The 18,234-nt window shown below is 42.5% G+C and carries 23 protein-coding genes, 1 tRNA gene and 2 pseudogenes; 22 read left to right on the forward strand and 4 right to left on the reverse strand.

Features of this window, described 5'->3' with window-relative positions:
• Positions 1–138: 138 nt before the first annotated feature.
• The 15 genes from AB0A83_RS04420 (at position 139) to AB0A83_RS04490 (ending at position 12,448) form a co-directional block, all read left to right on the forward strand.
• Positions 139–225, forward strand: a tRNA-Leu gene (locus tag AB0A83_RS04420).
• Positions 226–336: 111 nt separating this feature from the next.
• Positions 337–1,776: a DUF6538 domain-containing protein gene (locus tag AB0A83_RS04425; protein ID WP_367155502.1), complete on the forward strand. Its 1,440-nt coding sequence runs from the start codon at positions 337–339 to the stop codon at positions 1,774–1,776.
• Between the two features lie 617 nt (positions 1,777–2,393).
• A complete protein-coding gene (locus AB0A83_RS04430) occupies positions 2,394–4,640 on the forward strand; it encodes a replication endonuclease (RefSeq protein WP_367155504.1) in 2,247 nt (748 codons plus the stop codon).
• A 214-nt stretch (positions 4,641–4,854) separates the two neighbouring features.
• Entirely contained in the window at positions 4,855–5,163 is a 309-nt protein-coding gene (locus AB0A83_RS04435) for a hypothetical protein (RefSeq protein WP_367155506.1), read from the forward strand.
• 67 nt (positions 5,164–5,230) lie between these two features.
• Positions 5,231–5,428, forward strand: coding sequence for a major capsid protein (locus tag AB0A83_RS04440; RefSeq protein ID WP_367155507.1), 198 nt, complete (start codon positions 5,231–5,233; stop codon positions 5,426–5,428).
• Positions 5,429–5,500: 72 nt separating this feature from the next.
• The gene (locus AB0A83_RS04445) at positions 5,501–5,860 is read left to right on the forward strand and encodes a hypothetical protein (protein ID WP_367155508.1); all 360 of its coding nucleotides are present in this window, start codon (positions 5,501–5,503) and stop codon (positions 5,858–5,860) included.
• Positions 5,861–5,909: 49 nt separating this feature from the next.
• Positions 5,910–7,391 (forward strand): virulence factor TspB C-terminal domain-related protein, encoded by a 1,482-nt coding sequence (locus AB0A83_RS04450; protein ID WP_367155509.1) that lies wholly within the window; start codon positions 5,910–5,912, stop codon positions 7,389–7,391.
• A gap of 3 nt (positions 7,392–7,394) precedes the next feature.
• A complete protein-coding gene (locus tag AB0A83_RS04455; protein WP_367155510.1) occupies positions 7,395–7,697 on the forward strand; it encodes a DUF2523 domain-containing protein in 303 nt (100 codons plus the stop codon).
• A 74-nt stretch (positions 7,698–7,771) separates the two neighbouring features.
• The gene (locus AB0A83_RS04460) at positions 7,772–8,941 is read left to right on the forward strand and encodes a zonular occludens toxin domain-containing protein (RefSeq protein ID WP_367155511.1); all 1,170 of its coding nucleotides are present in this window, start codon (positions 7,772–7,774) and stop codon (positions 8,939–8,941) included.
• Between the two features lie 36 nt (positions 8,942–8,977).
• Positions 8,978–9,235, forward strand: a complete 258-nt coding sequence (locus AB0A83_RS04465; protein WP_367155512.1) for a hypothetical protein — start codon at positions 8,978–8,980, stop codon at positions 9,233–9,235.
• A gap of 50 nt (positions 9,236–9,285) precedes the next feature.
• Entirely contained in the window at positions 9,286–9,474 is a 189-nt protein-coding gene (locus tag AB0A83_RS04470; RefSeq protein WP_367155514.1) for a hypothetical protein, read from the forward strand.
• On the forward strand, positions 9,467–9,889 hold the full coding sequence (locus AB0A83_RS04475) for a hypothetical protein (protein ID WP_367155515.1): 423 nt from the start codon (positions 9,467–9,469) through the stop codon (positions 9,887–9,889). The genes AB0A83_RS04470 and AB0A83_RS04475 overlap by 8 nt, the downstream gene beginning before the upstream one ends.
• A gap of 2 nt (positions 9,890–9,891) precedes the next feature.
• On the forward strand, positions 9,892–10,623 hold the full coding sequence (locus tag AB0A83_RS04480) for a hypothetical protein (RefSeq protein ID WP_367155516.1): 732 nt from the start codon (positions 9,892–9,894) through the stop codon (positions 10,621–10,623).
• Between the two features lie 112 nt (positions 10,624–10,735).
• Positions 10,736–11,263: a hypothetical protein gene (locus AB0A83_RS04485; RefSeq protein WP_367155517.1), complete on the forward strand. Its 528-nt coding sequence runs from the start codon at positions 10,736–10,738 to the stop codon at positions 11,261–11,263.
• Between the two features lie 135 nt (positions 11,264–11,398).
• Positions 11,399–12,448: a hypothetical protein gene (locus AB0A83_RS04490; RefSeq protein WP_367155518.1), complete on the forward strand. Its 1,050-nt coding sequence runs from the start codon at positions 11,399–11,401 to the stop codon at positions 12,446–12,448.
• Here the strand turns inward: AB0A83_RS04490 and AB0A83_RS04495 are convergent.
• Entirely contained in the window at positions 12,415–13,398 is a 984-nt protein-coding gene (locus AB0A83_RS04495) for a site-specific DNA-methyltransferase (RefSeq protein WP_367155519.1), read from the reverse strand. The two genes, AB0A83_RS04490 and AB0A83_RS04495, sit on opposite strands and share 34 nt — an antisense overlap.
• Positions 13,399–13,480: 82 nt before the next feature.
• On the opposite strand from AB0A83_RS04495, the gene AB0A83_RS04500 reads away from it, so the two are divergent.
• From AB0A83_RS04500 to AB0A83_RS04525, 6 genes are all read left to right on the forward strand, one after another.
• Positions 13,481–13,735 carry a helix-turn-helix domain-containing protein gene (locus AB0A83_RS04500; RefSeq protein ID WP_367155520.1) on the forward strand — a complete coding sequence of 85 codons (255 nt, stop codon included), beginning with the start codon at positions 13,481–13,483 and terminating at the stop codon, positions 13,733–13,735.
• On the forward strand, positions 13,719–14,216 hold the full coding sequence (locus AB0A83_RS04505) for a hypothetical protein (RefSeq protein WP_367155521.1): 498 nt from the start codon (positions 13,719–13,721) through the stop codon (positions 14,214–14,216). The genes AB0A83_RS04500 and AB0A83_RS04505 overlap by 17 nt, the downstream gene beginning before the upstream one ends.
• A gap of 232 nt (positions 14,217–14,448) precedes the next feature.
• A complete protein-coding gene (locus tag AB0A83_RS04510) occupies positions 14,449–15,297 on the forward strand; it encodes a tyrosine-type recombinase/integrase (protein WP_367155522.1) in 849 nt (282 codons plus the stop codon).
• Positions 15,294–15,530, forward strand: a complete 237-nt coding sequence (locus AB0A83_RS04515) for a hypothetical protein (RefSeq protein ID WP_232056780.1) — start codon at positions 15,294–15,296, stop codon at positions 15,528–15,530. The genes AB0A83_RS04510 and AB0A83_RS04515 overlap by 4 nt, the downstream gene beginning before the upstream one ends.
• A gap of 261 nt (positions 15,531–15,791) precedes the next feature.
• Entirely contained in the window at positions 15,792–16,070 is a 279-nt protein-coding gene (locus AB0A83_RS04520) for a type II toxin-antitoxin system RelE/ParE family toxin (protein WP_150047089.1), read from the forward strand.
• A complete protein-coding gene (locus AB0A83_RS04525; protein WP_232056781.1) occupies positions 16,004–16,384 on the forward strand; it encodes a HigA family addiction module antitoxin in 381 nt (126 codons plus the stop codon). The genes AB0A83_RS04520 and AB0A83_RS04525 overlap by 67 nt, the downstream gene beginning before the upstream one ends.
• A gap of 407 nt (positions 16,385–16,791) precedes the next feature.
• Here AB0A83_RS04525 and AB0A83_RS04530 read toward each other — a convergent pair.
• From AB0A83_RS04530 to AB0A83_RS04540, 3 genes and pseudogenes are all read right to left on the reverse strand, one after another.
• Positions 16,792–17,007: pseudogene (locus AB0A83_RS04530) on the reverse strand (IS1380 family transposase); the annotation flags it as partial.
• Positions 17,008–17,049: 42 nt separating this feature from the next.
• Positions 17,050–17,304, reverse strand: a pseudogene (locus tag AB0A83_RS04535) (RHS repeat-associated core domain-containing protein); the annotation flags it as partial.
• A gap of 120 nt (positions 17,305–17,424) precedes the next feature.
• Positions 17,425–17,817 (reverse strand): transposase, encoded by a 393-nt coding sequence (locus tag AB0A83_RS04540; RefSeq protein WP_367155523.1) that lies wholly within the window; start codon positions 17,815–17,817, stop codon positions 17,425–17,427.
• On the opposite strand from AB0A83_RS04540, the gene AB0A83_RS04545 reads away from it, so the two are divergent.
• Positions 17,816–18,220 (forward strand): hypothetical protein, encoded by a 405-nt coding sequence (locus tag AB0A83_RS04545; RefSeq protein WP_367155525.1) that lies wholly within the window; start codon positions 17,816–17,818, stop codon positions 18,218–18,220. The two genes, AB0A83_RS04540 and AB0A83_RS04545, sit on opposite strands and share 2 nt — an antisense overlap.
• The last annotated feature ends 14 nt before the right edge of the window (positions 18,221–18,234 follow it).

The raw sequence follows: 18,234 nt of genomic DNA on the forward strand, positions 1-18,234 counted from the left end.
TGTGAGGAAACACAGGGCGATTCAGCTTACCGAGGGCTTGGGGTATTTTTAATCCGAGGCATTCGGTTCTACAATTATGTTTTGACAATATAAGCGCTTACTATATAATGCCCGAATTGACACGCCAGTCGTAGTCAAGCCGAGGTGGTGAAATTGGTAGACGCGCTAGCTTCAGGTGCTAGTGGGGGTAACCCCGTGGAGGTTCAAGTCCTCTCCTCGGCACCATAACTTATGTTATTGTTTTTACTCGATTTTTAACAAATCGAGCAGATAGAAAACTCCCTATGTAACCCATACTGTAGCCCATTGTGTAACCCACGGGGCGGGAGTTTTATCTTGTCTCATCTCTATAAGCGCGGTGATGTTTACTATTACCGTCGCCGTATTCCTTCCGCTTCTAAGCGTTTTTGCGTATCTCTTAAAACCTCTAATCATGCCGATGCTTCACGGTTGGCATCATGCTATGATTATTATTTTTCGCAAATAATTATCAATCGCATGAAGTTTGATTTTAAAAATATCAATTTTGATAACATTAGTAAGCTGGAAGTTACCATCGGTGCCGATGGTTCTAGAACACTAAAAACAACGCCAGAGGAGATTAACGCTACTAACGGCGATAAGTTCTCTATGCTTTTGGCTGCTTTTGGTAGTGGCTTGTCGGTTATTCATTCTCCTTCTCAAATTCCTTCCGTTTTGCCGGATTCCTCTGTTCCTGCTGCTGTTCCTGTTCCTGTATTTGATGATTCTTTACCTACCATCGATGAAGCTATAGAGCTTTATCGCAAGCATCGCATTTCAAAAAAAGAGTCAATGGCTAAGTTTGATACGCATTTCAAGCGTTTGTCAGAGATTTGTGGGTCAATGCGTATTAACCAAGTTACTTATAAGCACGCTTTTGAAATCGTAGAAAAGTTGAAGCAGATGCCTTGGAATATGCGTCCATATTTTCACTTGTCTATGGATGATATTATTGATCAGTATGATGGTGACAAGTGTTACACTTATTCTAACGTCAATAATTATATTGACAGATACAATAGTTTTTTTAACAAGTTTTTAGCTTCTGTTTTTCCTGATTCCAATATTCGCGTTAGCCCTTTTTCCACTTTGCGTCTTGACGAAGAACTGACTCCGCCTCGAATGGATAAAGTGCCTTTCGAGCATCAAGATTTGAAGGTTATTTTTCGTTCTAATCGTTTTTCGATGAAGGACTTTTCTCATAATTATCAGTATTGGGGGCCGCTGATAGCACTTTATACTGGCGCACGTCGCGCTGAGATTGCTCAGATTATGAAGAAAGATGTCTATATGGTCGATGATTATTGGTGTATTGATATAAATGACGATGATTTGGGTAAGAAATTAAAAAATATTGGTTCTCGTCGTATTGTCCCCATACATCAAGAATTGATCGATTTGGGTTTTCTTGATTTCGTTAAATCTGTTAATGGTAATCCAGATACTCGTATATTTCGTGAGATTAAGAAAAGCACGGATAAAGAAGGCTTTGGTCGTCCGTTGGAAGAATTTAACCGGTACATCAGGACACTCGCTAAATTCGAGAAGAAATATTTCCATTCGTTTCGCGGAACATTTTCAAGCGATTTGCACGCCGAAGGTGTCGATTATATTACTCGCTATCGTCTGTCCGGTCGTGCTGAGCAATCTCGTACAGTAGAGGAAAAGCATTACATAAAGCTTAAAATGAAAACCTTGCATGAAAATCTTCATAAAGTGTCTTATTGGCAATTTGTTCAGCATTTAAAGCCATAGTCCGTAGAAAATTACACATTACGCATGTAATCCTACACGTGTAAAGTGTAGCAATTCTACACTTCTCTAAATCTTCACTATTTCCAGTAGCGAGAAACCATTTATCGTTTTTCGCCGCTTTTTACGTCGCACCTTCCCACCTTATAACCTCATTATAGTTATCTTTCCGTTATTTAGACAATAATATCAATTCATTATATTCTTCTTATTATCCATATAACACAAACATAATTATAACTGCATTATCTAATAAATAATCGATATATAACATATATTCAATTATGTTATATATCTAAGCATTATAATAATAGTTTCACGTGAAACCAAAAAAAATAAAAATATCGTGAATGAAAAAAAGCGGATTCTTGTTTTTAGTGATAATAGACAGCGTAGAACGCAAAAATGATATTTAAAAATAAATATAAATAATAGCTGTCTTAATCGCATGCGCAGCGAAGCGAAGGCGTTTCATCTAAAGCGAATAGAGCAGCGCGAACATCGATAGTTAATATATATTGTGACATTCATCAAATAAAATATTAGTTTCTATATTATCGTTATTCTATTTTTGATATATACTTTAAATATATCTTAAATTCAAGTCACGGACGACGAAAATGCATCACTCGCATTTTAATCATAGGCAATATCATATTATCGGCGATTTTAATACCGCTGCGCCTGTCGTCTCGTATCGCAAGCCTGTTCATCTTAAGGGCTCTCCTAATAAATCAACGATAGTAGATCGCAAAGCTTCATGCATCCCTCTTCCGCTCGTTGTCGATGGTCGTCCTAAGCACATTCTGGACTGCCTGACACTCGTCTTCATGTCTGATTTCAGCATGTCAAAAAACCCTTCCAGCGTTGAAAGCGCGTTCTCGTTGCATGGAGCTTTGCCGTCCTCTATTGTCAATTATCGATTTTCAGCTGATGACCATGTCATGTCTGTCAAAATCATCGATTCCTTTGCTTTCGATGTTTCCAAGAAAAGGGATTTTCTAAAGAAATATTTCGATTTTTTCCGTCTTAAGTTCCCTACCGGTAAAACCTATTCTTCGATTTTGCTTCGCATGGATCGCAAGTTTTTTCTTGTGCGTAAAGACAAGCAATATAAACATGCTAAGTGTCTTTCTGACCTTTTGAGTGGTGTTGTCGGCAAGCATGGCGCTCTTTACGTTTCTGATTGGGTCGTCGATGAAGCAAAAGAGCGTAATGACCGCAATATAGCTAAGCTCAAAGACACTTATTTGGTTTCTTCTCGTGGTCACATGACTATTTTCGACGCTTGGCAGTCTTCTGTCAGCAACCCTATTAATCGTCGCAATGAGTTGCTTACACGTATTAACGGCATGGAGAAAGCTGCCAATGAAATGGGCTATGCCTGCCTTTTCGTTACATTGACCGCTCCTTCGTCTTTTCATTCTTCATCTCGCAAATACCAAGGTTTTACGCCTCGCGAAACTCTCAATGTGCTTAATTCGCAGTGGAACGAGTTCCGCACTGAATACTGCAAGAACAAGGGTATTGAGATGTTCGGGTTGTCGATTATCGAGCCGCATAAAGACGGTTCGCCTCACTTGCACAAAATCCTTTTTTTGCCTTCTTATGTTATCGATGGTGTTGTCGCTGAAATGTCTAAAATTGCCCTTCGCATAGATGGCGACGAAAACGGTGCGGCTCCGCTTCCTGGCTTTAACCACTTTTCTGCTGGTCATTACAAGAATGTTAAAGGTCAATTTATCGAGTGCGACAAAGACACAGACGGCGCAATGCCTGCGTGCGGCGGCCGCTTCAAAGCTGTTTTGATTGATCCTGAGCGCGGAAGTGCGACAGGCTATGTTGTGAAGTATGTCACAAAGTCATTGGGTTTTGATGTTGACAATCAAGATTATGATGTGCAATCAGACATCAATTTTAGAATTCGCGCGTGGGCCAGTTTCTGGGGTATTCGTCAATTCGACTTTTTTGGTACTCCCCCTGTTTCTTTGTGGCGTGAATCACGTCGCATGTTTCAAGAATGCCATTTTAAGGTTGAGTCTCAAGACTCAAGTGGCAGCTTTTCATATATCCGCATCACTGACGATTCCGGCAAAAAGCGCTGCTTTGGTAATCAGCAGTTGACCGATGCTATCGATCAGGCTGTCTATCATGCCGGTCACACCGATTTTAAAGAGTTTGTTGACTCTATTGGCGGATTTTCAGTTTCTAAGAAAGACCTCTCTATACATACATATTCAGTTGAGAAACTTAATAAGTACGGCGAGAAAGTCAGAAAGCTTGACGGCCTTGAGTATCAAGTTACGCTTGAAGAAAATTTCGGTGTTTCTACCGTCGACAGACATTGTAATCATGTTATCGAATGGAAAATCTCAAATATCCCGCATGTTGATTTGCAAGAATCTATTAAGTCTATTACTGCAAGCTCATTGTCTCGTGATGCTTCTTTCCTTGTTTATGATAAGACTAATATTAAGTCATATGATAATCGTATTATCGGCTGGGTATGTTCTGGTTTTTCATCAAATGGTGTTGGTCAATTTTCTTCTGATGCAGACTTTGACGATTACAAGCTTGCTCATTCTAAGCGCTTGAGCGCTTTGATTGACGTGCATCAAAACACCATAGATTTTGATGCAGATGTTAAGCGCGGAGCGCTGGCAGAGCTTGCGATGGTTGCGGGTGAGTCGCATCGCGCCGCGACCGCAGACAGCGGGAGCGAAGCCTCTCGGACTCGTATCAATAATTCTGTAATCAAAGAAAAACAGGAAATTAAAGAAAAAGTGCTGTTTTCTTGTTATCCGTCTATTACTAAGCGCGGTACAGCAGTCAAATACTCTCATTTGTACTGTAATTTCAGAAATTAGCTAATTTAATATCAAAAAACAATCTGTTTTAATACTGATATTTCAATATCAGCGGATTCTTTTTGTCTTTTAATTAAAATAGTATCTTTTTGCAATCTTGATAATAATAGTTTTTAGTATATAATATATATTGAAAGACAAAATCTTTCATCTATCCGTTTGCCCTCGCTTGAATATCAAGCGAGGGATTTTAAACGGCATCAAAACAAATTAAATGGATTTACAGATGATTACTCTACAGGGGCAAGTTTTAAATATCTTTCGATCAGATGATTACAAAAACGCTAAAACTGGCGAAGTGACTTTGGGTCGTTCTCGCGTTCAGATTTTAGGCGAAATTCATCTTGAAAGTGGCGACGTGCAAATGCAAATCTTCGAATTGTCTTTGCCTGAGCGCTTCAAAGACGAGATGCAAGAATACAAAGGACATGTTGTTCGTTTCGAGATCGGCGTCGGTGCCACGGCTACGGGGAAGGTTTACATCATGATGGCTCAAAAAGCGCACATCGTTTTAGTTAAATAAGGATTTCATGCATTCGCATGGACGCGTTGCCTGACGTTTTTTTTCAGGTTTTATAAGGAAATTAGTTATGAACATTAAACAAAAATTTGCTGCTGCATCTGCTCTTACTGTTGCTTCTGTGAGTTCTGCTTTCGCTGCTGTTCCCACTGAAGTTACTGACGCTATTGCTACTGCTAAAACTGACGCCGTGTCTTTGGGCGGTTCTGTTTTAGTTGTTGTTGTTGCGTTGTTCGGCTTGATGCTGTTGCGCAGAGCAATTAAATAATCCATTTTTTGGGTTGTTTGATGGGGAAGGCGGGGTTTTCCCGCCTTTTTTTAGAAGGAAACGGAGACATGGATGTCAAACTTATATAACGGCTATTGCTATAAAACGATTGAAGAAGCTGCTGATCACGAGCTTTCTACTTATGTGGTTTTTGGTAAAGACTTTATTTCTTCTATCACGAGTTATTCAGTCACTTCTCAAACTACTGTTGATTTTACTGTCGAATATAATAATTTTTCTGATTTTTTTTCTTCTAGTCATCATTTTACTAGAGTATATCCATCATGTTCGGTTGTCGGTTCTGATCCAGGACTAAATTCTTCGGGTTTAACTGTATCTGATGCAGTTGATTTGTCCTGGTCTGTTGTTGCTGTTCTTGTATCCGCTTACTGTTTTAAAATTTTAATCAGGTTTCTGAGGTCTTTAGAATGATCGCTGATATTTACGTTTATGCAATTCTGCTCTCAATAGTGGGTTCTGCATGGATATTATTCTCAGAGTAGTATTTTTATTGCTATTTGCTGCTAATGCTAATGCTCTTACTTATCCTGCATTAACATCATCGCCCGCGTCCGACGGTTCTTCGATGAACTATACAATAGACTCTGCGGGTAAAGAAATAACTCCTATCGGGGGTGATCTTATCAACGGCGCTACCGCTGTTAATAACGCTGACGGAACTGCTTCATATAAGTGGGTTCAGCATCTTGACGAAGTCGCAGCTGGCGTTGGCGCCGCTGCTGCCGTTACGCATGCTCTTTCTTATGCCAGCATTATATCTTCGACCGGCATCGCTTCTTCTGTTTCCGCTTTTTTTGTTTCAAATCCTTACGGCTTCGCGGCTCTTGCTATTGCTGGCGTCATTCCCAGCATTGTCAATTATTTTAGCAAAAACGGCGTCACTGTTAACAGCGACGGCACTCTTACTCAATCTTTGCCTTACGTTTATTGCGTCAATCCCAGTTGCTCAGTTTATCAGGGCCGATCTGCAGCAGATACTTGCTCGAATCCGGCGTCTATCAATTATCTGCGAAATCTTTATCAGCAGCAGAATGGCACCAGCCGCACGATCGGCTATATTTCTCCGGCTACTTCTGAAACCGGGTGTAACAGTTATATCACTTATCTTGACGGCGTTAGCTATTGGCCGAATGAATCGAGTCGTAATCCTTGGTATATTCAGCTCTATAAAGTCGTTCCGACTGTCGCTGTAAATGTTCCTCTCGATCCTTCTTATCTTCAACCCGCTTTAACTAAATCGCCGTCTGATCCTGCGGGTGTTGTGCATGATATTAGTAACGGTATAACGCTCGGCTGCTCAGCTGGAAAGTGTAGTAAGTCTGATATTGATAAGATGCCTGTTTCCGGTTCTCCTACTGTCGCTATTCCTGGCGGTAATGTTCAAATTCCGCTCGAATCTTCGAATAGTGTTACGCCCGACGGCAGGGTTAGAAAAAGTAAAACCGTTTTAGACGTTCAGCAAACTAGCCCGACATCTTTTTCTGTTTCAGAACAAGAAACTGTTGAGACTATAAACCCCGATGGCACTTCTAGCACTGCTACAGTTAGCAATCCTGCTACTCCTTCATCCAATTTTTCTAGCGATACTCAGACTTCTACTCAACCTGCTTTTGATTTTAAGAATGATTGTGAAACAAATCCGAATTCCCTGGGCTGTGTCGATGTTTCTAATCTTAATCTAGACGATCCTACTAATCAGAAGCCTCTTGATTCTTCTGATTTATCTAGTTTTGACAAGACTGTTAACCTTGTCACAGATTTTGCTCCAGCGAATTCCCAAGTGGGCACTTGTCCAGCCCCTTTGGTTGTTCATTCCAGTCTTTTAAGTATGGATATTACCCTTCCTTGGGATACCGTTTGTCAGTTTGCAGTGATGATACGACCCATGGTCGTATCGTTAGCTTATTTGTCAGCCGCTTTTCTTTTTGTTGTTGGGAGTTAATTCATGGGCGCTATTTTACGAGTTATTTTGCAGCTTGTTGGCTTGTTTACAGCTGAATTCATTGGCAAGTTATTGTTGCAGTTAGGTATTGCTAGCGTTACTTATCTTGGTTTTAAAGAGCTTTTAAATGTCGCAATTTCTCATATTCAAGAAAATTACGGCGCAATTAATGGCTCAGTTTTGCAGATATTACATCTTTCTGGTTTTACAGACGCATTTTCTATAATAACTTCTGCAATTGTCGCAAAAGCTGCAATGGTTTCAACAACTAAATTTGTTGCTAGCAAAATAAATACTTCATTATAGTTGGCATTTAAATGTAATATGCTAAAATAAAGTATAGGAAAGGATTTTCTATATTATTAAAACGGATTTTAATTATGATTACACTTATCACCGGCACACCCGGTGCCGGCAAAACCCTTTGGACTGTCAATGAAATTGACAAGCTTTTAAAGCGCGAAGAAAAAGACGCAAAAAAAGAGAATGGCGACAGTCATACTCCTCGCGCCACGTTGTGGGTGCATGGTATTAAAAAGCTAAAAATCCCACATATCCCAGTATATTGTCATTCCCCGCTTTGCGATTTATGCCGTTCTCAGGACGAAGAAATCAAGAAAGCCAAGGAAGAGGGTAAGCCGGTTTATTATGTAGACGATTGGCAAGAATGGGCTTGCCCAGGCTCTCTAATCGTAATCGATGAAGTACAGCGCATCTGGCGTCCTCGTGGCTCTTCTCAGAAGCTTCCTGAAGCTGTTGCAGGCTTAGAGACTCATAGACATTACGGTATTGATTTCTGGCTCATCAGCCAAGGCCCGCATCTCTTTGATAACTTTATTCGTTTGTTGGTTGGTCGACATATTCACTTAGTTGCAAAATGGAACAAACGTTTTCAATATGAATGGCCCGAATGCAAGCAAGACGTCACATCAAGAACTGATGCAACGGTTTTCGACTATAAATTGCCAAAGCATATATATGGCATGTATCACAGTGCTGAAGTTCATACAAAGCTTAATCTTAGAACACCCAAAGTCGTCTATTTTGTTGCAGCTATAATTCCAGTGGCTTTGTTCGCTGTTTATCATTCTTTTACTAGCGTGATAATGCCTAAATTGAGTCCTGATAAGCCAGCTATCGAGTCAAAAAAGACTGACAAGGTTGGCGTCGACAAACTTGCTCAGACAGCTATAGAACATAATGATTTAAAGCTTACTCAAGTTTCTCAAGAAAAAACATATTTTGATTTTGAACCAAAAATCAAGAATGTACCTGAGTCCGCTCCCGCATATTCTGGTCTTTTTAAAGTTGAATCTGCTCCGATCTTAGGTGCTTGCATCAAGATTAAAGACAAGTGTTCATGCTACACGCATCAAGCAACACCTTATCCTTCTTCTCATGAATTTTGTGAAGAAATGGTAAAAGGGCATTATTTTAATCCTTACTCTAAGCCCGTTGTTGTTCAACCTTTCATTGCTTCTCAAGTTTCTCAAGATAAACATAAAGATAATATTTTTGAGTCGCCCTTGAATTCAAACGAAACTATGTAATACTTAATATTGTGAATCTAATTAAATGGAGTTAATATGTCATCAATAAACTATTTACAAACTCAAGTCGCCGCATCAAAGCAGGGTTTATCTATATACGAGCGACATTTTCAAAATGATACTGCAAATATAATCAGCGCATATAAAGAATTGGTTCGATTACAAACTAATTTAATTGAAGCTTTGCAATTTCAATTGCCTGTGTATCCTACATATCAACTCGAAGACGATTATTTTGAAATAGTCGATCCTTTTTATAGTGATTTCGATTTCCATGGATGCGATTATGAATGAATATCAACTACTTCTATTAAAAGAATTAATCGAAATTTGGAGTAAAAATAATGGATAACGTTAAATTGATGATTGTTGGTAGTTTTCATAGAAAGCACGGTCTCACTTTTCTTCGTTTTTCGTCTGATCAAGCTTTTGTTGATCGCATTTTAGAAGATTCTGTCGACGAAATTCTGACTGTTAAGATTTTAAGAGATAGTAACGATCACAGATCATATGTGATGCACATTCTTGATTAATAAATTCAACATTGATAGATATTCATTTCATGATAGTGAGACATATAAATTATCTGGCGAAGATTTTTATTTGTATGTTCTTGAGCAAGAAAAACAGGGCATCAATGCCCTGTTTTCTGGTGATGCAACCGCGCGATTCAGGGGTTCTTTTGTCGTCATAAATTATAAATCTGGCAAAATTCGCGAAACTTCTCCCCATATTCAATATTTGGTCGATAGGCTTGCATCGTCTGGCTTTTCAGTCGACAAACAAGAGCAGATATTGCATGGTTGTAATAACGAAATTGCGATTGATTATTTAAAAAGCCTTGTCGAGCAGGACACTCTAAATAATCTGATTGAGAGTAATGATGACAATATTCAGCTTTGTGATTATATTGATTTTGATAACGACATAAATTCTTTTGATTTTTAGTCATGTATAAAGAAAATTATCTTGAAGAGCTAACTAGGAAAATCGAATATAACAGCTTCATGATTCGTTGTATTTACGTCGACATCAGCGTTTTGTTTGCTGAGCAAGGTTTGCTTTATACTCAGAATAATATCTACGATATGAACAAATATACTCTTCCCCGCGCTTTCAATTATGAATATTTATCTCTTTTGGATAGAGTTGAATTTTTCATTGATCGAAACTTGTTGCTCAAAGATACTGTTGATTTTGTCAAAAAGATGTCTGAATCAGAATATGACGACCATCTTTTTGCTATTTATGCTGAAGCTTTCTTTTCTATTCAACCAGGTTGCATTGACAGCAAAGAAGATTCTCATCATTTCCTTTATTTTATTGATCTCATCATACAGTTCCAAACTAAATGCGCTGATTACCGCGTCGAAATGATGTTCATTAATAACTTCTATTATATCCGTATAACTAGATCGAATGGTTTTTGTATTGCTTATAATGATTTTATGCACGAAGACTTTGCAATGCCAATTTTTACTAAGTGCGAATATTCATTGTATCGAATGCATGTTTATGATTATCTCTTAACTAAATCCGACGATTATCAATCAAAGTTTTTCAATCGCGTTCAATCTCCGCATTCATTAGATCAACATGAGTTTTATGTTTACAAAGAAGAGTATGAACTCAATTTATTGGTCGTTGACGATACCCATCCTTTTCAAGATTTTAGTTTTTAATATTCTGCGATATTCATCACAAAAATATTTAGAAATTCAATGAAAATATATTAACGAAGTGGTAAAAAGATACTATACTATAAGTATAGACAAACTAAACGGAGTTAATAAAATGAAAACTAAAGAAACTACTCAAGCTGACGTCGACTATCTTAAATATATTTTTTCAAAAGATGTTATTAACGTTAAAGAAGGCTATCTTGTCGATATTTATGTCAAGGATAATACTTTTCATGGTTTTAGTATTTACACTGTTACAAAGCAAGTTTATCTTGATTATTTGTCTTTTGTTGAAGCTGAAAAAGAAGCGTTGGTAAAAGAAGAAGCAACAAAAATAGAAGCTGAGAAAACTGAATCAGAGTTAAATTATGAAGAGTCTGGAGACTCTAAGATTCAACAAATCAAATCGCAAATTGAATCATTAAAAACTCTTGAGCGTTATCTTGATAATGAAGTCTTGGCAGTTTGGGCATTGAGCAGCTATGATCTCATTTCGCAAAAGCCGTCTTTGCCAGATTTTGATGTCGATCATTATCATGATTTGATGCGTAAGAGTAATAAAGTGTTTTTTGAGCTTTGCAAATTGTCTGAAGAGCTTCGTCATGAAGAATCTTTCGAGTGTATGGATTTTATTAGATAAATAAATATTTTTACCGCCTTCTTATAGAGAAGGTAAAAATATACGGGCGGCAAGGTTTTAGCGATAGCGTTTTGCTGCCTATTTTAAATGCCGTCTTGATTGGAAAATCAAGACACAACAACGGAGCATAAAGTCATGGATGACATTCGAAAATATTATGAAGCAATGAACGAAGCTACAAACTATCGTAAGAGTTTGCCTGCTCGTTATGCTATAGCAGAAGTGTCGAAGCGCAGATATTATGAGCTTTTCGAGCGCATGAAGATCGCTAAGAAAACGCCAATCGAATACGCTAATAGTCGTAGCTATTATTATACTTGTAGAGCTGCTTGGTGTTATTGTTTAGAGCAAGAAGCTAAAGCTTACTATGATTTAGCAAGCAAAGAAAAAGATGCGTCGACAAAAATCACTTACATAAAAGCGTATTGCAAGCTTGTTGATTACTTGCGTGAATGTCCGCCTGATTCTCAGCATAATCATTTGAAGCAAGCTGAAAATGGCGAATATGTCAGTGAATGGAAAGAGGCTAAAAAGCCTTACGTTAAATCAAAGTCTAAAAAAGGACAGAAACTTCCAAAGCTTTGGCAGGATACTTTTTTTAATTATTTGTCAGCTTTGGATTCAAAACAAAAAGACCAGAGCGACTATTTAACTGCTGTGTGCTGCCTTAAATTATTTGGTGTCAGGCCGCAAGAGCTGGCTACTGGTGTGGTTGTGCGACAAAAAGACAATATGTTGCACATCGTCGTTAAGAGTTCGAAGACTCATAGGGGGAAGTATGGTCAGGACATTAGGAGTTTTTCTGTTTATAGTGATTGTCCTTATTTCGCTCATTTAAAATCTTTAATCCATGATGATTCTGATCTTATCGTCAAGATTAAGAGCGCTAAAAACCTTGCAGAGCAGTTGCGCAAGTTCAACGACAGGCTTTTCCCAAGCCTGTCATCAAAAGTTAGCGCTTATACTTTCCGGCATCACTTTTTAGCATCAGCTAAAAGCTTGCTTACTAAAGAAGGCGTTGCTGTCGTTGCTGGTCATAGCAATGACCTTTCTCAAAGCTATTACAGTAATCGTAAGGGTGCAGGCACGTTCAAGATTGATAATATTAATGGCACTAAAAGGGTTAAGCTAGTTTCAAAAAACAATCTTAATCAATTGCTTTCTGATTTAGCGCCTTCTATGTAAACCATTTTTTTTTCCAGTATGTTGCTGTGAATTTGCCTTATTTCGTCATCGCTTTTTGATGCTGTAAATCTTAGTGCAGATGCAGCAACATAATTAATGTCTAAGTCAAAGCTTATCCATTTTCGTTCAAGATTTTCCGCTACAGAGCCTGTCGTATTCGATCCGCCAAATATATCGACGACGATGTCTCCAGGTTCTGTCAGCATCTTTATGAAGAACTCAGGCAGCTTTGCAGGGAATCTCGCTGGATGGCCTTTTATTCCAAGCATTTTGCATCCTGACAAGTAAGTTCCATTTGATTCTGAATTCGATATTTGCAGTAGGTTTGATGGTATAGCTCCGCCATTGTCTTTTCCAAAGCCGGTCCCTATGTCATGACCAGATGGTCTTTTTGCCGGGCTGTAGAATTCGTCAGGTGCTTTCAAAAGCTTTTTCATTCGTTCGCTGTATTCTGTTAAAACCTTTGATACGTCCGCTTTCGGCCACTCTGTTTTGCTGAACCACCATACCGTGTTAACAGAGTCTTTTGCCCTTATTTTACGTTTGTTTACCCACTCGATTGGCGAGGGTAATTTGCTGGGGTTATACCAGTAAAATTCTTCTGCAAGGTAGAACCCAATTTCGTCGCAAAATCGCAGTAAAACACGAAATTGGTAAAGGCTTCTTGTCGGAACTCCCTTTTGATATGCGCCGCCTAGGTCAAGCACAAAGCTGCCTTCTGGTTTTAGTTTTTTAAATACCATTTTCCCGAATTCAATCAGCCAGTCGACGTATTCGTGCTGGTCTTCGTTTCCATATTCTTTTTTTCTTAATAATGCGAATGGCGGACTTGTCATTACAAGGTCAATGCTGTTGTCAGGCATTTTTGCCATCAATTCAAGTGAATTTCCGCAGAACATGGCGCCTTTTTCTGTTCTGTAGGCTGGTTGCCTGTCAAAATTAAACTCCATCAATCAAAACCTTAAAATTGTTGCTAAAAATGATACTTATATGCTGTAGACCCAAAGTCGTCAATCTTTAATTATTTGTCATATGAAACGAGCCAAACATGGGTCAATTAGAGAGCTTTTCGCCAAAAATCTTAAGCGTCTTCGCTTAAAAAAAGATATGTCGCAAGAAGAGCTTGCCGAGGCGTCAGAATTACATCGTACGTATGTCAGTTCTGTCGAGCGTGGTGAGCGCAATATATCTCTTGATAATGTCGAAAAACTTGCAAATGCACTTGATTCAGATGTTCGGCTTTTCTTTGATACCGACAACGATTCAATTGATGAAAGTTCATCCTGACAAAGCCATACTTGACGAAATTTTCCCTTCTCTTCGCAAATACCAGCAGTTAGCAGAAAAGCACGGCATCAACGATATTTTTCAGGATAACGGCGGCAAGCTTTTGCAAGTCATTTTGACGACGAGCTTAGAGGTTTTGCCAGGCCGCGAGGGTAATGATGCTAAGGATGAAAACGGTAATGAATATGAGCTGAAATCAGTTAATCGCTTGCTGACAAAGAGTTTTTCGACTCATCATCATATGAATCCAACGATCATTGCTAAATACAAGCAAGTCGACTGGGTTTTTGCTATTTATGAGGGTATCGAGCTTCTTTATATCTATCTTTTGACGCCTTCACAGCTAATGCCATTTTACGACAAGTGGGAATCAAAGTGGCATGCTGATGGTGGAAAAGACATTAATAATCCTAAAATTCCCATGACATATGTTATGGAACATGGCAAGTTGATTTTTTCCAATATCAGTATTTATGAGTAGTTTTGCTTATGGTATCATTTCCTTGCTGTCGCCCGTTTTGTAGCCCGAAATGTAGCCCAGCGGGGAGTTTTTTCTCCTCAGAATAATCGTTTTTTATCAATAAAAACAGTTACTTAGTGAGTCGTGTTTTTTCTGAGCAGAGTCAAGTCCTCTCCTCGGCACCATATTACGGTTTCAGGTGGTAGCATCTGACAACAAAACCCGCAAGCTGTAAGGCTTAGCGGGTTTTTTTATGCCTCACGTGGCAACACCTAACACCGAGCAAAAAATCTTGGCGATTGGCGAATATCCGGCTATCGGCCTAGCCGATGCCCGCGCCAAGCGCGAAGAGGCCAAAAAGCAGCTTGCCAACGGCATCGATCCATCGACCGCCAAAAAAGCCGCCAAAGCGGCCAGCCAAGACGCCGCCGCCAACAGCTTCGAAGTCATTGCCCGCGAATGGCACGAAACCCACATGGCGAACAAAACCGCAGACCACGCCAAGAAAACCTTGCTCAACCTGGAAAGGGACGTTTTCCCCTGGCTGGGCCGAATGCCCATCGTCAACATTGAGGCACCCGACGTGCTGGCCGCAGTCAAACGCATCGAACAACGCGGCGCGAATGAAATCGCCTCGAAGACCCGGCGAGCCAACGGCCAAGTGTTTCGCTACGCCATTACCACTGGCCGCGCCGTTAGAAACCCGGTTCCCGATCTGCAAGGGGCATTCGTACCAACCACTGTCAAACACCATGCCGCCATCAGCGACCCGGTACAAATCGGCGCATTGCTGCGAGCCTGCGAAGGCTATACCGGTCACTTTACCACCCATTGCGCGTTGCGCTTGTCCTTCTTGGTCATGTTGAGGCCTGGCGAAGTGCGTAAGGCCGAATGGTCTGAAATCGACCTGGAGCGGGCCGAATGGCGCATTCCGGCCGCCAAAATGAAGATGCGCGAGGAACACATCAGCCCGTTATCCCGGCAGGCGCTAGCCATCTTCGAGGAAAGCAAGCCGCTGACCGGTACCGGCCACTTTGTGTTTCCGTCGGTACGCAGTAACGCCAGGCCCATGTCGGAAACACCAGCACCGGCGCTGAAATGACCGCCCACGGCTTCCGGGGCATGGCTTCTACCCGGCTCAACGAAGCCCACCTATTCAACCCGGATGCCATCGAGCGTCAGCTTGCCCACGGCGAGCAAAACAGTGTCCGCGCCGCCTACAACCGAGCGCAATACCTGCCGGAACGGGTGAAGATGTTGCAGTGGTGGGCGGATTATTTGGACAGCTTGAAGGAAGGCGCGGCGGTGGTGCCGTTTCAACGCAAGAGCGCCTAAGCGCTATACTCCAAACGCCATGGGCGGTTGTTTCCAATGGGAACGGTTACAGGCGCGAAAGTGATGGTATGATCCGGTTCGAATCCGGCACCGTTTATGGCCTGGATACCAACATCAGCAAGGCAAATTACCAACACCTCATCAATGCGCCGGTACCGGCCGCATTTCGTAACGACAAGCTACCCACATCATCACCCTTGATAGTGTTTGATTGTGTCGAATGCTGTTGCTTGGTGTAACGCTACAGCATACAATGCCGGCATGATTAAATCGTTCCAACACAAAGGCCTGAAAGCCTTTTTCGAAACGGGCAGCAAGGTCGGCATCAAGCCGGAACACGCTGCCAAGCTCAACCGGCAACTGTTGCGCCTGGACATCGCCAAGACAGCCAACGACGTGAACTTGCCCGGCTGGCGCTTGCACCCGTTGAGCGGCGATCTGGCCGGCCATTACTCCATCGTCGTCAATGGCAATTGGCGGATGACCTTCAAGTTCGAAGGCGAAGACGTGGTGTTGGTCGATTACATGGACTACCACTAAGAGGCAACCCCATGACGCAAATCCACAACCCACCACACCCCGGCGAAACCTTGCGCGAAGACATCTTGCCGGCGCTGTCGCTGACGGTCACCGAAGCCGCCAAGCAGCTTGGCGTCACCCGAGGCACCTTGTCCAAAGTGCTGAATGGCCGGGCGGCTATATCGCCGGAAATGGCGCTCAGAATCGAAAGCTGGCTCGGCGTCGAGAATGGCGGCCGGGCCGATCTATGGATAGCCCACCAAGCCGCCTACGACCTTTGGCAAGCCCGCCAAGCGGGAGCGCCTACCGTGCAACGGGCGGTGATACCGCACTGAAGCAACCCGGCAAGGCCATTGATGAGGCCGGCTGACACCCGATAAACCGCCTAGCCCGACGGGGCGAAACCTGGGCAACCTATCACCCAGTGACGCGGTTTTCCTCTTGAATGGCAGACCGAGAAAGGCCGAATGATTGATTACGATTTTTGGGGCATAAAGCAAGAGTTTACACCTGAATCCGTGACTTCAAATATTGTCAGCCCTTTTATTCGGAAACTATTACAAAAGTGGCCGAATTTAAAATTACATTCCTTGCAATCGAGTGTAACGGCTTAAAATTCACCCTATTAGCAGGCGTTTTTTCCAGGCATGGATAAATTGGCTGGATTTTAAGCGCAGCGATGCGCTCACTGCCGTATTTACGCAGTGAGAGGTGGCGGGCTTTGAGGGTTGAAAATCAGTCGCTAGCCGGCGGCGAGTTTGGCGTAGGTGGCTTCAAAGGCGATGAAACCCGGGCAGAGCTGCGAGAAACGCAGCTTGAGCCGGCGGCCACTGCGGATGAGTCGCGCGGCCAGATACATGAGTTCCTGGATCACGGTTTTGATGCGGCGCCGCTTGGCAGGATGTCTGACCGGGCTTTGTTCGCCCAGCAAGCCGATCAGGCCGATCCAGCGCAGGATAAAGCCAATATCAAACAAGTCCCAAATCGTCCCCGTCGGATCAGTAAACATCACCGGGTTGCCGCCCGCGTAAGTATACACATTGGTGCCGCCTTCCAGGCCGATCAGGTCCGGCTGCAGGTAGCGGCCGGTGCGGGGCGAGAAGTAGTGGGTGTGGTTGTAGTGCAGGCCGGTGGTGCTGTCGTAGTATTGGCCGGGGTAGCGCAGGTTGAACGTCACCTTCGCACCGTCGCCGTAGGGTGCGAACGGCCAGTGCCATACCGGCTGGCTGAGATTGCCGGCCTGTTCGTAGATCAAGCGACCGGCGGTGTCGTAGACGTAGCGGTATAGCCCTGACTGCCGTTAGCCGGCGGGGTCGGGGCGATGTTTTCCCTCGCCAGGTGTGTCGTTGTTGCAATAGGTGGCTTACTCCGCGAATCACCCGTCGATATCATAATAAACCGCCGCATGGTCGTAGGCGATCCGCAATCCAAATGCCACCATACGGCGAAACCGCGATGCGTTCCGTCTTACGGCCTTGATTTGGGAGCGATATTCGATTTTTGAGAGTGCTTTTGAAAAAGCTTTTTTGATAGCTCGCCATCGATTGGAGTATTGATCATCACCAGATGGCAATGTCCAAATGGCGTGCATGTGATCCGGCAAAACAACCCAGGCGTCGATATGAAAGGGCTGTTGTTGCCGAGTTGCGCGGACCGCTTCCCGTAATTCGGCAATATGCTCGATCAACAATGCCGATTTTCGCTCAAGCAAATTAACCGTGAAAAAATAAGTCCCGCCCGGAATGCGATTGCGTCGATAGTTTGGCATGGAACAAGTTTATTTCATTCGGCGGATGACGCAAGCTTATCCGCCCTACGGCCCTGCCGTTGCCGGCCTGTTCGTAGATCAAGCGGCCGGCGGTGTCGTAAACGTAGCGGGTTTGCCCGGCCCCGTTGGTTTTCAACACCCGCCGCCGGCCGCTGTCGTAGCGGTATTGCTCGGTGTTAGCGACTTGGGTGAATTTAGTCAGGGTACGGTCGGCGCCGTAGCTGTAGACAAAACTGCCGTAGCCGGTAATGAAGCCGGATTGATCGTATTGGTAAGCAGCGGTATAACCCTGACTGCCGTTAGCCGGCGGGGTTGGGGTGATGTCTTCCCTGGCCAGACGGTTGTCGTTGTTGCAATAGGTGGCTTGCGCCGCGAATCACCTACGACATACGGCCCTGCGTAGGAGGAGTCCATCCC

The sequence above is a fragment of the Methylomonas sp. HYX-M1 genome (assembly GCF_040741385.1).
GTDB lineage: Bacteria > Pseudomonadota > Gammaproteobacteria > Methylococcales > Methylomonadaceae > Methylomonas > Methylomonas rhizoryzae.

Excerpts from the sequence above, each read along its gene's own strand:
- AB0A83_RS04430 (WP_367155504.1), top strand. The coding sequence starts at position 2,394 with ATGCATCACTCGCATTTTAATCATAGGCAATATCATATTATCGGCGAT.
- AB0A83_RS04435 (WP_367155506.1), top strand. The coding sequence starts at position 4,855 with ATGGATTTACAGATGATTACTCTACAGGGGCAAGTTTTAAATATCTTT.
- AB0A83_RS04440 (WP_367155507.1), top strand. The coding sequence starts at position 5,231 with ATGAACATTAAACAAAAATTTGCTGCTGCATCTGCTCTTACTGTTGCT.
- AB0A83_RS04445 (WP_367155508.1), top strand. The coding sequence starts at position 5,501 with ATGTCAAACTTATATAACGGCTATTGCTATAAAACGATTGAAGAAGCT.
- AB0A83_RS04450 (WP_367155509.1), top strand. The coding sequence starts at position 5,910 with ATGGATATTATTCTCAGAGTAGTATTTTTATTGCTATTTGCTGCTAAT.
- AB0A83_RS04455 (WP_367155510.1), top strand. The coding sequence starts at position 7,395 with ATGGGCGCTATTTTACGAGTTATTTTGCAGCTTGTTGGCTTGTTTACA.
- AB0A83_RS04460 (WP_367155511.1), top strand. The coding sequence starts at position 7,772 with ATGATTACACTTATCACCGGCACACCCGGTGCCGGCAAAACCCTTTGG.
- AB0A83_RS04465 (WP_367155512.1), top strand. The coding sequence starts at position 8,978 with ATGTCATCAATAAACTATTTACAAACTCAAGTCGCCGCATCAAAGCAG.
- AB0A83_RS04470 (WP_367155514.1), top strand. The coding sequence starts at position 9,286 with ATGGATAACGTTAAATTGATGATTGTTGGTAGTTTTCATAGAAAGCAC.
- AB0A83_RS04480 (WP_367155516.1), top strand. The coding sequence starts at position 9,892 with ATGTATAAAGAAAATTATCTTGAAGAGCTAACTAGGAAAATCGAATAT.
- AB0A83_RS04485 (WP_367155517.1), top strand. The coding sequence starts at position 10,736 with ATGAAAACTAAAGAAACTACTCAAGCTGACGTCGACTATCTTAAATAT.
- AB0A83_RS04490 (WP_367155518.1), top strand. The coding sequence starts at position 11,399 with ATGGATGACATTCGAAAATATTATGAAGCAATGAACGAAGCTACAAAC.
- AB0A83_RS04495 (WP_367155519.1), bottom strand. The coding sequence starts at position 13,398 with ATGGAGTTTAATTTTGACAGGCAACCAGCCTACAGAACAGAAAAAGGC.
- AB0A83_RS04500 (WP_367155520.1), top strand. The coding sequence starts at position 13,481 with ATGAAACGAGCCAAACATGGGTCAATTAGAGAGCTTTTCGCCAAAAAT.
- AB0A83_RS04505 (WP_367155521.1), top strand. The coding sequence starts at position 13,719 with ATGAAAGTTCATCCTGACAAAGCCATACTTGACGAAATTTTCCCTTCT.
- AB0A83_RS04510 (WP_367155522.1), top strand. The coding sequence starts at position 14,449 with ATGCCTCACGTGGCAACACCTAACACCGAGCAAAAAATCTTGGCGATT.
- AB0A83_RS04515 (WP_232056780.1), top strand. The coding sequence starts at position 15,294 with ATGACCGCCCACGGCTTCCGGGGCATGGCTTCTACCCGGCTCAACGAA.
- AB0A83_RS04520 (WP_150047089.1), top strand. The coding sequence starts at position 15,792 with ATGATTAAATCGTTCCAACACAAAGGCCTGAAAGCCTTTTTCGAAACG.
- AB0A83_RS04545 (WP_367155525.1), top strand. The coding sequence starts at position 17,816 with ATGGAACAAGTTTATTTCATTCGGCGGATGACGCAAGCTTATCCGCCC.
- AB0A83_RS04540 (WP_367155523.1), bottom strand. The coding sequence starts at position 17,817 with ATGCCAAACTATCGACGCAATCGCATTCCGGGCGGGACTTATTTTTTC.